Origin of the sequence: Cryobacterium flavum, assembly GCF_900103805.1 — a bacterium.
GTDB lineage: Bacteria > Actinomycetota > Actinomycetes > Actinomycetales > Microbacteriaceae > Cryobacterium > Cryobacterium flavum.
In genome coordinates, this window is sequence record NZ_FNIB01000012.1 from 26037 (window position 1) to 39496 (window position 13460).

General features: G+C 64.1%; 12 protein-coding genes and 1 pseudogene. 5 read left to right on the plus strand and 8 right to left on the minus strand.

What is annotated here, in order from left to right; all coding sequences use genetic code 11:
• Positions 1-47: 47 nt before the first annotated feature.
• From BLS91_RS15440 to BLS91_RS15470, 7 genes are all read right to left on the minus strand, one after another.
• Positions 48-611, minus strand: coding sequence for a hypothetical protein (locus BLS91_RS15440; RefSeq protein WP_092341655.1), 564 nt, complete (start codon positions 609-611; stop codon positions 48-50).
• Positions 608-1234, minus strand: a complete 627-nt coding sequence (locus BLS91_RS15445) for a hypothetical protein (protein ID WP_092341656.1) — start codon at positions 1232-1234, stop codon at positions 608-610. The genes BLS91_RS15440 and BLS91_RS15445 overlap by 4 nt, the downstream gene beginning before the upstream one ends.
• Positions 1227-1781: a hypothetical protein gene (locus BLS91_RS15450; protein WP_092341657.1), complete on the minus strand. Its 555-nt coding sequence runs from the start codon at positions 1779-1781 to the stop codon at positions 1227-1229. Before BLS91_RS15450 ends, BLS91_RS15445 begins: the two co-directional genes overlap by 8 nt.
• On the minus strand, positions 1781-2857 hold the full coding sequence (locus BLS91_RS20015) for a hypothetical protein (protein WP_158252742.1): 1077 nt from the start codon (positions 2855-2857) through the stop codon (positions 1781-1783). Before BLS91_RS20015 ends, BLS91_RS15450 begins: the two co-directional genes overlap by 1 nt.
• 13 nt (positions 2858-2870) lie before the next feature.
• Positions 2871-3113 (minus strand): hypothetical protein, encoded by a 243-nt coding sequence (locus tag BLS91_RS15460; protein WP_092341659.1) that lies wholly within the window; start codon positions 3111-3113, stop codon positions 2871-2873.
• A 33-nt stretch (positions 3114-3146) separates the two neighbouring features.
• Complete coding sequence (locus tag BLS91_RS15465; RefSeq protein ID WP_092341660.1) at positions 3147-3443, minus strand: WXG100 family type VII secretion target; 297 nt, start codon at positions 3441-3443, stop codon at positions 3147-3149.
• A gap of 105 nt (positions 3444-3548) precedes the next feature.
• On the minus strand, positions 3549-8069 hold the full coding sequence (locus BLS91_RS15470; protein ID WP_241983202.1) for an FtsK/SpoIIIE domain-containing protein: 4521 nt from the start codon (positions 8067-8069) through the stop codon (positions 3549-3551).
• A 220-nt stretch (positions 8070-8289) separates the two neighbouring features.
• On the opposite strand from BLS91_RS15470, the gene BLS91_RS15475 reads away from it, so the two are divergent.
• The 5 genes and pseudogenes from BLS91_RS15475 to BLS91_RS21200 all read left to right on the plus strand — a co-directional run.
• Positions 8290-8553, plus strand: a complete 264-nt coding sequence (locus BLS91_RS15475) for a hypothetical protein (protein WP_134505369.1) — start codon at positions 8290-8292, stop codon at positions 8551-8553.
• 2 nt (positions 8554-8555) lie between these two features.
• The gene (locus BLS91_RS15480; protein ID WP_092341662.1) at positions 8556-10307 is read left to right on the plus strand and encodes a hypothetical protein; all 1752 of its coding nucleotides are present in this window, start codon (positions 8556-8558) and stop codon (positions 10305-10307) included.
• Entirely contained in the window at positions 10304-10807 is a 504-nt protein-coding gene (locus tag BLS91_RS15485; protein ID WP_092341663.1) for a hypothetical protein, read from the plus strand. Before BLS91_RS15480 ends, BLS91_RS15485 begins: the two co-directional genes overlap by 4 nt.
• Before the next feature lie 116 nt (positions 10808-10923).
• On the plus strand, positions 10924-11427 hold the full coding sequence (locus BLS91_RS15490) for a hypothetical protein (protein ID WP_092341664.1): 504 nt from the start codon (positions 10924-10926) through the stop codon (positions 11425-11427).
• A 133-nt stretch (positions 11428-11560) separates the two neighbouring features.
• Positions 11561-12178 (plus strand): annotated as a pseudogene (locus tag BLS91_RS21200) (PAS domain-containing protein); the annotation flags it as partial.
• On the opposite strand, the gene BLS91_RS20750 reads toward BLS91_RS21200, so the two are convergent.
• Positions 12062-13234, minus strand: a complete 1173-nt coding sequence (locus tag BLS91_RS20750) for an ATPase, T2SS/T4P/T4SS family (RefSeq protein ID WP_420838510.1) — start codon at positions 13232-13234, stop codon at positions 12062-12064. The pseudogene BLS91_RS21200 and the gene BLS91_RS20750 sit on opposite strands and share 117 nt — an antisense overlap.
• Between the last annotated feature and the right edge of the window lie 226 nt (positions 13235-13460).

The window sequence follows — 13460 nt, forward strand, 5'->3', positions numbered from 1 at the left end:
ATGATACACCCCCAAAATGGGGGTGCCTAGCTAAGTAGTCGTGCGCGTCACTGGGAATAGACGGTCTTGGCAAGGGCATCGACCTGCGGCAGGGACTTTTCGAATTCGATCAGGTCGTAGGTCGCTGTGCGCAACGCCGCCAGGGTCTCACCAACCTCCCAGGCGTAGTCCCGGGTCGCGACGACCCCCGGAACGGACGTGTCCGGGGTCAGATACCGCGTGCACCGAACTCCCACCAGGCCGCTCGTGGTGACGAACGGCTCGACCACGGGGGGATCGATGGCGTCGGGGTCCGCTGCGCCGGCATAGTCCTCGACCGAGATCGTTCCCGCCGACCGGCGTGACTCGACCCGAAGGTCCGCCAGAACGAGCGGGCCGTCCCAGTCGCCGAGGCGAAGGAACGATGCTGAGGCCCCGCGCTCCTCCACGGATTTCGCAAGCATCGCGAAGACGCTCTCGATGCGGTCGCGTTGTTCACGAGAAACGCCCTCGCCGTCAGCAATCGCGTCGACCAGTTCTCGGGCCCAGTCCTCCCGGCGCTGCCAGCGGTCGTCCACGCCGAAGGTCGGCACCCCGATCCAGTCATCCGGATGGTCGACGAAGATGCTCATAACATTCCGGCCACTGCGGCTCGCGCAGCCGTCGGAGCGAACCTGATCGTCAGCGCCATCGCGTCGAACAATTGCTCGACTGCATCCAGCAAATCGTCGGCCTCCGGTGTGTCCATCCGCAGCATGCTCCCCGTCACGACCAGCAATCGATCCCCGGTCGGGGGAACGATGGCGTAGCTGATGCGCCGCGATGCGGGAATCTGCAGCTCACCGTTGGCAGTGAGGACGACGGGTACGTCACCGGCCTGGCGTACGGCGAGTCGACCACCCACCTCGACCGCCGTCGCACCGCCACGAGCCGCAAAGGCCAGAAGGGCGTCTGCCGCCGAGTTCTCGCCAGCGGCGAGCTGGGGGGCTGACACGATGATCGACAGCGGTACCGGCGCACCGTGGATGAGTTCCGTCGGAAGGTACAGGTCGGTTCCCGAAACAATCTGGGCACCGCGCACCACTTCACGCAGTCGTGCAGTCACGAACCGACGCACGTTGGCCTGGGCGTCAGCGGGGGCGTTGGCAACGGCGCGGTCCACTATCGCGCTGCTCGCGGCGCTCGCACGTTCGTCCAGGGGAATTCTGGCCCATCCCGGCGGAAGCACCAGAAGATAGTCGACGAGGTCAGGCATTCTGCGGCTTTCGTGGGGCGCCACGACGTTTCTTCTTCTTTTGCGGCCGACGATTACCGTGCCAGAAGGCGACCGCGGCCACCGCGGCGAAAGCCGCGATGTTGACCCACCACCAGGAGAACCATCCGTCAGAAGGTGGATAGTACATTGCGCACGCTGCGGACCCAAAGGAGCCGATGATCGACAGCAGGGCGATGAACATCGGAGAGATCTGCAAGATGAGTTTGGCACCGGGGGCGGAAACCATCTGTTGCCGACTCCGCTTCCAGCAGATCTTCAGAAGCGCAGCAAGAGAGAGCGCACACAGCAGGGCCGTCCACGCCGGTATCGGGTATGGCAAAGTTCCCGCGAGGCGATCAACATTAGTCACACCGGGACCCGGCTCCATATTCCCGGGAATCTTCAGCACGACCACCATGATCACGTTGAAGGCGAGTCCAAGCGGAATAACAGCGACCATCACGAACAGCGTCACCACGAGGGCATACGAACTGCGCACGGCGATCAGTCGGTCACGTGCTTTTTCTTCGATCTGCGCGAGACTCATCACCAATCCTCATTCCGAACCGTGAATGTTTCGACGTACGACGGCTTGGCGACGGCTTTGACGCCCTCTTCCGCAAAGGATGCTCCGAATTCGTTAAGGGCCCACGCGCCGCCGAGTGTCCACATTTTTCCGGGTTGGGCGGCAGCGATGACCTTTTCGGAGACGAGGCCGGACTTCAACTCGAGGCGGGACACTGCGTCCCACTCTGCGAGAGCGCGGGGCACCGAACGTGATTCGACTACGGGAGGGGCGAGCAGTCGCGGCGCAGTGCTCGCTGCGATCTGATCAATCTCGGCTTTCGCAACAGCCTTGGTGTACCCGGAGATCCCCTGGCCGGCCTTGCTCTTCATGAGCGCGTTGGCCGCGGCGTCTGCGGTGGCACTGTGCACGGCCGTCACCTGCCGGCTGATCAGCCTTCCGGCGATCTTGCCCATCCCGAGCGGGAGAATCGCAAAAACGACCTCGATGATGCCCTCGGTGAGTGATTTGTGCCCGGTGGCGGTCTGAGCGGCAGCATTCACAATGGTGGCCGTCGTAACGGCGATGACCACGCCGGCGATCACCCACCCGGCGATGGGGATGGCGAGCGCGACGAGGACTAAGGCAGCGGCGAGGATCCCCGCCGCAAGAATCAAGTTGTCGATCAATGCGGCGTGCTGGTCGAAGACCTGGTCGACGTTGTCCCAGAATGTGTCATTGAGGTCGCCGGAGTTCTCGACGTCAGAGATGGCCTCGGCGGCGACGGTCGCGGCGACATCGCGCTGGTCGATGGCAGTCTGCAGCAGCGCGACGGCGGCATCGAGCAGGCCGGCCGCGTCGGCGCAGTCAGTCTCAGCGTCGTCGTGCTGTTTTTCGTAGTCGCGGCGGTCTTCCGCGCTAAGGCTGGGATCAAAGAGTTGATACTGATATTTGGTCTGGGCGGCATAGGCATCCGCTTTGGCCTGACCGGCCGTGTTCGCATTGCTCAGCGCCTGCACCGACGTTGCCTGCGCTTCGCTGAGTGGGGTCACATAGTTGATCAGCGCCAGGCCGACACCCTCATAGCGCTCCTGGGCGCGCTCAATGCGCTCAGCCACGGCGTCAGCCTGCTCAGCGAGAGCCGACACAGCCTCGCTGACCATACCCTCGCAGCCAGACAATGCACGCAGGTTCGCTGCGGCGGTGATCCCAGTTGCTGGCGAACGCGGTCACGCGGTCGGCGAGACCGGCGTGACCCACGGCATCCGCTAAATTCTGACTCGTCGTCTTCGCTGTATCAAACTCGGTTCGAATCAGCGAGACGTCACTCGCCATGTCTCGGAGCAGGGTTGTATCAACCAGCAAATCAGACATAGTTCTCTTCCAACCCTGTGGTACGACGGATACTTAGCCGCGGATGGCGTTGCCGAGCTCGGTGTCCGCGTTGCTGAGTGCGTCGGCAGCAGCGGAGAGGAACTGGCTCATGCCATCAAGGCCGTTGACCGCGAGGGTCGTGCCCTGGGTGAAAGCGTCATAGGCGGTCTGGAAGGCGCCGGATGCGGAGTCGGTCACGAAGCCGGAGCCGACCAGGTTGTTCACGAGCGTCTGCAGCTCGCCGAGCTTGGTGATGACGTCGTCCTTGCCCGAGGTCAGCCGACCAGCGGCATCCGTCATGTCGGAATAGGTCACGTTGAGATTGGCCATGATGTCCCCCAGAAGATATGAGCCCGAACGGGCTGCGTGTGATCCTAACCTAGCTGCAATACCCCGTCGGGTCGAGTGGGGGGTGAACCCTCGGTCTAGTCCCAACTACTCCACGAGCGGCAGCTGCACGCGTACAACCTTGCCGCCGGATACCATCATGCCGCGGCCGGGCGGAAATTCGGCGCGGTTCAGGCGCGGCAGCGGAGTCTTCAGCAGGATGTCGCCCTCGATGGTGTCGGGCTGCAGCAGCAGACCGCGCCTCGTGTTCTTCATCTCGGCGAACAGCGGCCAGGACGAGTTCCACGACGCGGTCTCACCGTCGGCGACCAGAAAATGGTCGCTGCGCTTGACCTGTTTGATGAGCTCGACCAACGCTGCATCGGCCGGGGTCTGCAGAAAATCGGCGAGGTTTTCAATGACGATCACGATTCTGGGTGTGGCCAGGTCGGCGCTCACCGCCAGGGTGATTTCTTTGCCCAGGTCAACGGCCTCGGCGACGGTCGTCGCAGTCGCCACCCAGCCGGGCAGCCCGGCCAGCCCTGACCGTGCGTTGCCAATGTAGTACCGGGCGATCGTGGGGTCAAAGCGTTCGAAGGCGTGCATGAGTGCGCGCAAAGCGTTGCTGCGCCCGCTGGCTGGCGGCCCAGACAAGAGCAGAGTGCCGCGCGGCTCGAAACCCACCGGGGACAGCGTCTCGTCGCTGAGGCCCAGAGCGGGTCGGGTCTTGACTCGGTCAGGCAGTTCGCTCGCCGGAAAATCTCGCGACAGGCTTCCGATGGGCAGGGCGGCCTGAATGCCCTGCGCCCGCAAAGTGTCGGCCAGCACACGCACCGCTGCGGCCTGCTCTGCGGCGACGGCGGAACCGCCCCAGACCGCTATCTGCGTCTCCAGTCCGTCGAAAATGGCGCGGCCGGGCGCCGATTTGGCGTTGAGGATGTCGCCGGGCACGTCGAGCAGGCTGTAACCGGTATCGTCAGCGAGCCGCAGCACCACGCGGCGCTGAACGCTGGAACGCACGGAACTGGGCACCGTGCCGGAACGGTCGGCCGTGAACGCAACGTGGATGCCCAGCTGACGACCGTCGGAGAGGATGCTGCGAAAAACGTCGTACCAATTCGACCGGCCGCTGGCCACTTCCCAGTCTTCGCGAAACGCCCCAAACCCGTCGATGAGCAGCAGGATGCGCGGCTCGTTCGGGCGGTTCGCCAGTGTGCGGTATTCGGCAATGGTCGATGCGGTGGCCTCGGCAAAGCGGTTGCCACGCGATTCCAGCTCGGCTTTGAGTAGCCGGAACAGCCGAATGATGCGCTCGGTGTCGTCACCACCGATGATGCTGCCCACGTGCGGTAGCGGTTCCAGCATGCGCAGGCTGCCAGCGGCAAAGTCGAGGCCGTACACCGCGACGGGCCCGCCGTCGCTCGTACTGCCGGCCGCGATCGCGAGGGTGCGCAACGCAACACTCTTGCCGGAGCCACCGGTGCCGTAGATGCCGATGTGCCCGTCGATGTCCGGCAGAAAACGCACCGGGCGTTGCTGCTGCTCGGTCGGTGCGTCGGCCAGGCCGAGCACGAGTGCAGCATCCGTTTGCTGAAGAATAGGGCCCAGATCGCAGAGCAGGGGCAGCTCGTCGAGCCACGGGCGCCGAGGCGGCGGGATCTGCGCCGCACCGGCGGCACCGACCAGTGCCGCAACGAGCTTCTGCTGGTCGGTCGGGCCGAGCTCACGCTCCTGCCCGGCGAGCGGGTCGCTCGGCGGTTCCCACGCGGTTTCTCCACCGAAACGCAACTCGGCAATGCCTATTTCGGCATTTTCGGGTTCACGCGACGTCCAACCGCCGGCATATCCGGATTGGAACTGCTGCAACCGCCCCGGCCCGGTCTTGGCGATGCCGCGGCCGGGCAGCCCCGGGTCGAAGTGGGCGGCATCCTTGACCCCGACGACGTCGTTGCTGTCGGATTCGTCGGCCATGCGCAACGCCACGCGCAGGTTGGTGTTCGCCCGCAGGTTGTCTTTGATGACGCCGGCGGGGCGCTGCGTGGCCATGATCAAGTGGATGCCGAGCGATCGACCGCGCTGCGCGATGTCCACGACGCCGTCCACAAATTCCGGCACCTCGCTCACCAGGGCCGCGAATTCATCGATGACGAGAACGAGCGCCGGCGGGCTGTCGGAATCGCCGCGTTTCTCGAGTTCGATGAGATCCTTGGCTTTTTTGGAGTTGAGCAGGTGTTCCCGGTAGCGCAGTTCGGCCCGCAGGCTGGTGAGCGCCCGCCGAACCAGGTGCGGGCTCAGGTCGGTGACGAGCCCCACACAGTGCGGAAGCGACACACAGTCGGCGAACGCTGAGCCGCCCTTGTAGTCGACGAACAGAAAGGACACCCGGTCGGGGCTGTATTCGGCGGCCATGCCGAGCACCCAGGCCTGAAGGAACTCGCTCTTGCCAGCGCCGGTGGTGCCGCCGACCAGGGCGTGCGGGCCCTGCGTGCGCAGGTCGAGGTGCATCGCCTGCACCCCGGTGGACCCGACAATGGCGCGCAGGGTTCCGGCGCGTTTGGAGCGCGGCACCGCACCGGGGGTACGATCGTGCATCGAAGCGTTCTGGCGCCACCGATCGATCACGACGTCGTGTGCCTCGACCAGGTCGTGGCCGAGCAGCGTGACCATCGACACCGAGCGGGGCAGGTCGCTCGAGTCGGCGATCAGGGCGCCGGCATCGATGACCGGGGCGAGGCGGCGGGCGAAGTGCAGGGCGGTAGGCGAATCGACCGACTCGACCGCGACATCCGTTATCGTCTCACCGAGTCGCACGAACGAGACGGTGCCGAGCCCGGTACTCTCGTCGATTTCGACAGCGGTCCGACAGGCGGCGGGCAGCGCGGCCACGGTGCGAGCGATCCAGACCGGGTAGACACCGGCATCCGCACCGTTCTCGGCGAGTTGAACGAGACGTGACCGGTCAACGGCGACGTCGTCGGAGATGACCACGATGATCGCCGGGATGGGCGATTTCGTGCCCTCGCCGGTGTTACTCGACCCGACTTCTTCGCCCCGCTCGAGGGCGGCACGCTCCTGCTCCATCGCGCCGCGCCGCGCAGACTTCGTGGACTTATTCCGCTGGGCGATGACCTCTTCAAGGGCAGCGAGAACGGATGCGGCACTCGACGCGCTGTCGGCCAGGTGGCCGCCAGCCAGTGGACTCTGCGGCGACGAGGTGTGCGGCAGCCATTTGAGCCATTCCAGCTCGTTCGACCATTGCGGGGTAACGAGCGACGCGACGGCCAATTCTGCCGGCGAGTGCAGTGCGGTGAGCTGCACGAGCAGGGAGTTGACGGTGCCCACACAGGCGGGGGCGCTGCCGGCGATCCCCAGGGCGCCGGCATCGAACAGGTTGTCGATGAGCGGTACCTGATCGACCGTGGCGTGTTCGGTGATGACGGCGTCGAGACGCTCCTGAAACTCGGGCAGCAGCTCGCCGCGCAGGGAAGCGTCGATCGTGTTGCGTGAGCGCATCGTACCGAGGCCGAGCCGCACGTTGAGAAAGGACCAATGCTCCGGTCGGCGCGTCCACATGAGCGCGGCCCGCTCGAGCGACTGGGTGAGGGTCTCATTGGTCGAGGGCGATTCTCCAAGCCGGGCCTGCTGTTCCAGCGTGCGCTCGGTCAGCAGTTGGGCGCTCAACGCGGCCAGACGGGTGTCGAACCGGCCGATCGATCGCTTCAGCAGCCGCTTGTCCTTGGAGCGATTCATGAAGAAGTTGCCGATGAGCATCATCGGGCTCATCAACACGAACAACAGGGCGGCCGGGCGGTCGAAGATGAGCCACATGCTCACGCCCAGCAACACCGGTGCCACCATGGCGAGCCACGGGAACGGCTGGTCGTCTTTCTCGGTCGGAACCTCGGGCGCCGCGAACTCCTGCCCGGCATACCGACCTTCCACGCGCGGCGACCGGTTGAAATACACCGGACCGTCGCGGTGTTCGTCGCCGGTCGCGGCCACCGTCTCCACGACGGTGATGCGCAGCTGGGTGTCGCCGATCTGCACGATCTCACTCTGCTCGATGCGCAGCCGCGTCACCAGACCGCCGTCGATGACAACGCCGTTGGCCGAACCGAGATCAATCAGGTCGATACCCGCAGCGACTTCGAGACGCACATGGCGTTTCGAGACGAGCTTGTCGCTGAGCACGACGTCGCAGTCGGCGCCGCGACCAATGATGGTCGTACCGCGCCCAAGAGCGATCTGGGCTCCGGCGTCGGGCCCGGTCAGCACGTGGATCACGGCCAGCGTCGGAGCGGCACCGTGCTCCTGGGACAGGTAGAACAAATCCGAGTCGGCCAGAGCAACGCTGGCGCCGGAACCGACCCAGTCCTCACCGATCAGGGCGTCGGGAGGCAGCAGCAGCCAGTCGGTGCCGCCGGGAGCGACGGTGCGCAGGGTGAGCGGCTGCGCGGTGGTTCCCGGTGTCAGCGGCGATCGCGGATCGACCCGAGCGATCGTGCCGGCCACGTCGGAAATGCTGGCCGCGGCATCCGTTGTGACGACGATGTCGTCATTCTGACCGTTGGACCGAGCCAACGTAACTTTCAACCGCACGTGCGCCCCCAGGATCGAGTTCAGGCGCATCGGCGACAAACCCGTTCCTCGAGCGTACCCCGCGTGACAGACCTCTACGGTGGGAACGCCAAGCGGAAGGCGATCCAGCAATCGGGTCTGCCTGCACGGCAAGGCGTCAGCAAATCCCCGGCCACCGAGGTCAGCGCCTTCCGCCGCTAAGCTCGAACCAGTACGGTTCAACAAGGGGCATGTCGAATCTGGCCGGGGGATGCTGATGGCGGCTTTACGCGTGACTGATTCGGTGCTCGACGATCTGTCGTCGACGTTGTCGGGGGCGGCCGGGCAGTTGAGCTTTTCAGACTGGACTTTTCGGTGGCCACAGGGCGGATTGCAGAGCGACGCTGTCGCAGCCGCGTTGCGCGATGGCACAGCGCAACAGGTTGAGCGCGCCGAACTCGCCGCGCTCACGCTGACCGAGTTGAGCGCGTTTCCGGCAACCGTGGCCGAGACGTTTCGGGCCACCGACAGCGCCCTCGGCCGAAAGTTGAACTGACCGTGTGGACCGTCGCGAATCCGGGGCTGGGCGAGCCGGACAGTATCCTGTCCGAGTCCAGAATTCGCTCCGCCAAGGCCGCGAATCTGCGCACGTTGCAGACGACGCTGACCAGCGCGCATTCCTGCGCCGAAACGACCGGGTGGACCGCGCTCTCGCGTGACGCTTTTGTTGACCGGCTCGTGGCGCTGGTACCGGAGATCGACCTGCTGATTCGAGGGTTGGACGCCCAGGCCGCCGCGCTCCAAACGTATTCCGTCACGGTCGATGAGATTCAGGGCGAGCAGCGTCTGCTGGAAGCGCGGCGGATTACCGCCGACACTGATCTCTACGACCTGCAATTCGGCAAGACCGACTTCGCCCAGCCGGGTGACACCTTCATCTTCATGCCCACCACAGTTCTCCAGACTCGCCGGGAGGAAGCGTTCGAGGTCGCCTACGCGGCGATCGCCGCCATCGATGTGGTGTGGGACGAGTTGGCGACCAGGCGCCGCACCGCCGATGACGTCTGCGTGCGCGATCTGGAGTCGGATCAGGTGCTCGGTGCGACCGCCTGGTTTGGCTCGTCTGGGGCAGCAGGGTCGTCGGTCGACGATCTGATCGTCCGCATGAATACGCTGTCGGAAGCCGATCTGGCCGTTCTGATCGCCACCAATCCCGACCTGATGAAGCGGATGCTGACCGCCACCCCCGAAACCGTCGCCGAGCGGTGGCAGCAGCTGGGCGAACCCGCTCAGCTCGCCCTCATCGCCGGGGCCCCGGCCCTGCTCGGATCGTTGAACGGACTACCAGCCCTCGCCCGCGTCGCCGCCAACCGCCTCAACGCCAGCACCAGAATCACCGAAATCGACGCCGAATCCGCCAAGCTCGGGTCCTCGCTGGAGTCTGTCGAAGGGTATTTCGAAGCCGTGGCGCTCCTGAAGGAGCTTGCGTTGGAGCGCGACTACTTGCAAGCCGCTGCGGACGGCGATATCCAGCTGTATCTGTACGACCGTGATGCGTCGCGTATCGTGGAAATGCTGGGGACGCCGTCGGACGAGACACGCCACCGCATCACCTATGTCCCCGGCACCATGAGCAAGATGGGCATGTTCTATGACGGTTCGGTTCAACGACTGTCTCAATGGTTCGTCGTTAGTCATCCTGACACCGTGGCATTCGTCTATAAGGACGGGCTATTTCCGGGAGACACGGATGGTCCTCTCGGCGAGAAAGTTGGCTATTTCGGAGAGTCGGCGTTAAGGACACCGGTGGGGGTAGCGGACGCGAATTCCGCAGCCTTCGCAGACAAGACGGGTAAGACCCTCGCCGCCTTCGAAACGGGTCTGGCGTTAGATCCCTGGCTCACTGATACCGCGTCGATAGCTATCGGCCACAGCTGGGGGCTCGCTAACATCACCTCGGCGGAGGTCGCCGGAGCCCACTACGATTCGGTCGTCTCGTTGTCCGGAGCGTGGATGCCAGAAGAGTGGGAGCCCCATCCCGACACTAACTACGCCGACTTCTCCTATGAAGATATTTTGCAATCCGCGCAAGGCCTTGGCGTCGTCGGAGACGGGAACAACCCGCGCTCCAACGGCGCCTTCGATGCCGGGCCGTTCTACCAAGGCCCGAAGCCCTTCATCTCAATGGATAGGGAAGGGGCGTTGATATTGAACCCGAGCGTACCGTTGGACAATCACAACCTCGTCGCCACCGACGATTTGAATAATCAAGAGGTTCTTGTGGACCTACAGGAGCTGATTTACGGATGAATCGCCAGGGAAAGACGACGGCAATTACTGGATTGCTCATTCTTATAGCCGTGCTGACTTCATGTGCGCCGACAAATCAGGGAAGCGAGACGACCATGGATCTCCAGACAGCGAAGGGCATCGCGATGGCATTAGAGGACGAGACCGCTGCACTCGTTCCTTCCGAGAATGTGGGCGACCAGTCTCAGTTGCAGATGACCTATTTGTTGGGCTGCGCGAATGACACGTTGGCTTGGCCTGGTCGAACGACTGTCACTCTGGTCGGTGATGTCGATGCGGAGGCGATGATCGATGTTATTGCCTCCGCGTGGGAGCAGAAGGACGGAGTGGTCGTGGAGCGACGCAAGACCAGGCAGGGCGCACCGAGGGTAGACATGACGGGCGTTCAGGGAGACTTTTATAGTGCGTCGATTTGGGCTCCTGGCACCGAACTTCAAATCACCTCCTTCTCGCCGTGTTTCGAGCTGGAGGGCGGCACGAAGCCTGGCATGAAGTATTGATTGAGTCGTCCGGGTCCTCCATGAGGCAGGGCTTTCCGATTGACAGCAACAACCTAGGCCTCTCCGGATGTGAACAATCGACTGGTCCTTGTAGATCTTGAGGAGCTGATTTACGGATGAATCCCACAGGAAAATGGGCGGCCATCGTCGGGATTGTCGCGCTGGCAGCAGTGTTGGCGTCGTATACGTCGACGGACCCGGAAAGTGAGGCGATGATGGATCTGCAGACAGCTAAGGGCATCGCAGTGGCGATGGCGGACGAGGCTGCGGCCCTTGTCCCAGCGCAAAATGTGGGCGATCAGTCTCAGTTCACGACGGCACACCTCATGGGATGTTCGGCGGGCGGATATACCTGGCCCGGCCTCACGACCCTCACTTTGATCGGTGAGGTGAATGGCGAGGAGCTCATCGAAGCGATCGCATCCGCGTGGGAGCAAAAGCCCGGGGTGACCGTGGAACGAAAAGCCGTTCGCGGCGGCACACTCCGGGTAGACATGATCGCGACACAGGGAGACTCCTACAGCGCGGGGGTCTGGGACTCTGGGAAGACTCTGAAAATCGACTCCTTCTCGCCCTGTTTCGAGATGGAGGACGGTCTCAAGCCCGGCATGGAGTATTGACGCGGCAAAATGCCGCTCCACTTCTGAGTCTCGGCGGGAGAATCGCCGCCATCAGCGTCCCGCTCGCCATCACGCTTGCCTTGTCTTCGTGCGCGTCGACGAACGAGGCAGCCACCATGGATCTCCAGGGATCGTGCAGCTGGATTCGACCGGAGGCCTGCTCACCTCGAACGACCAGTGGCTGGCGCTTAGCGGACTCACCCCCGAGCAGTCCCAGGGCTCCGGATGGGCCGCTGCCATGCACCCCGATGACACTGAGCGGGTGGGCAGCGAATGGGCCGTGCACGCGGCCGACGGCACGGCGTACCAGACCAGTCTGCGGTTTCGCACACCGAACGGCCAGGTGAACTGGGTGCAGGTACATTCAGCGCCGACCTATGACAACGGCGTTCTGGTCGGCCACCTGGCCAGCGTCACGGCCCTGCGGCTGGCTGAACAGAGAGTGACAGCCATGCAGGCCAGGTTCGAAGCGGCGTTCGCGTCATCCCCGTTGGGAACCGCCATCGTGACCCTCGACGGCCGCGTTCTGGAAGGCAATCGGCGTTTGTTCGAGCTGACCGGCGCTCCCGCCAGCGTGCTCAACAAGCCGGTCGAGGATATCTTCTGTGTCATCGAGGAACCCGATGCAGCCCCGTCACCGTTCCGCGCCGAGCAGCACGCCCGCCAACGCTCCGAGCGGCAGATACGCTGCAGCGAAGGCGAAGAGATCTGGGTCAATGTGAGCATCGCCGAGATCCACGAGGGTGAACTCGCCACCGGGCTGCTCTACCAGTTGAAGGATGTCACGGCTCGGCGGCTGGCCGAGGCGCGGGTGGAGCACCAGGCGTTCCGGATCTTCGACCGTGATCACGTTGATCTCCGGTCTGGCCACCGAATAGAGGGTGGTGTACAGGGTCGTCGATTTACCCGACCCGGTCGGCCCGGTCACGAGGATCATGCCGTAGGGCTTGGAGTAAGCCGCCTTGAAGGCGTCGTAGTTGTGGTCGAGCAGTGACAGGTCGCGCAGGTCAATCTTGCGGCCGCCGTGACTGACCGACATACGGCCGTCCTGCGGTTTGCGACGCTCCGCGATGTCGATGTCGGCCATGATTTTCAGGCGGCTGATGACGCCGTTCTGAATGCTCTTCGGTGCGCTCGGCATCTCGTGCAGCACTCCGTCGATGCGATACCGCACCCTCAGGCTGACCTCCCCGGGCTCGATATGGATGTCGCTGGCCTTGTCTTGGATGGCCTGACTCACGAGCAGGTTCACGAAGCGCACGATGGGTGCAGCATCGTCGCTGGCTTCATCGCTCGGATCAGGCGTCGACAGGATCGAGTCGTGTTCTTCCTCAAGCGTGGTCGTGAGGTTGCTGAGCTCGTCGTCGGCGCGATGGAACCGAGCGATCGCCGCGAGCAGATCGCTGCGCTCGGCCACCACCGCAGACACTCGCATGCGAGAGGCCTCACCGACATCGTCGAGCGCGAACACGTTACCGGGATCCACCATTGCGAGCACGAGCCGGCCGCCCTCAATTCCGATTGGCAGCACTTCGTGTCGTCGACAGACCAGCGGCGACACGAGGGCGAGGGCACTCGCCTCGACCGCATACTCGAGCAGTTCGACAAAGGGAAGATTAGCCTGGGCGGCTCGTGCCTTCGCGAACTGCAGCTCGGTGATAATTCCGCTGTCGACAAGCCGCCGAACGGCGCCCTCATCGGCCGGATCCCCCGCCAACAGGGTGTCGAGAGCTTCGATCGGAAGCAGACCGTGCAGAATAAGAATCTCAGTCAGGGTTGCCACACACGGCTCCCCCAAACTGGGCACAATTGCAGTAGAACCCGAGTATACGTCTCTTCACCCCGTTTCCCGTCCTCTCCCCTTCGCCCTCCGTCTACTTTCCGGGCCCGGGCCCGGAAAGTGGGACCAGGATAGATCATGGGCCCGGTTCCCTACGGTGGGCCCGGGCGGCGGGGCGGGCGCGCGAAGCCAGCACGCGGCATCCGCTGCCCGGCACCGCGCTCGAGTGCTTAAACGACGGATGGCCCCTGCC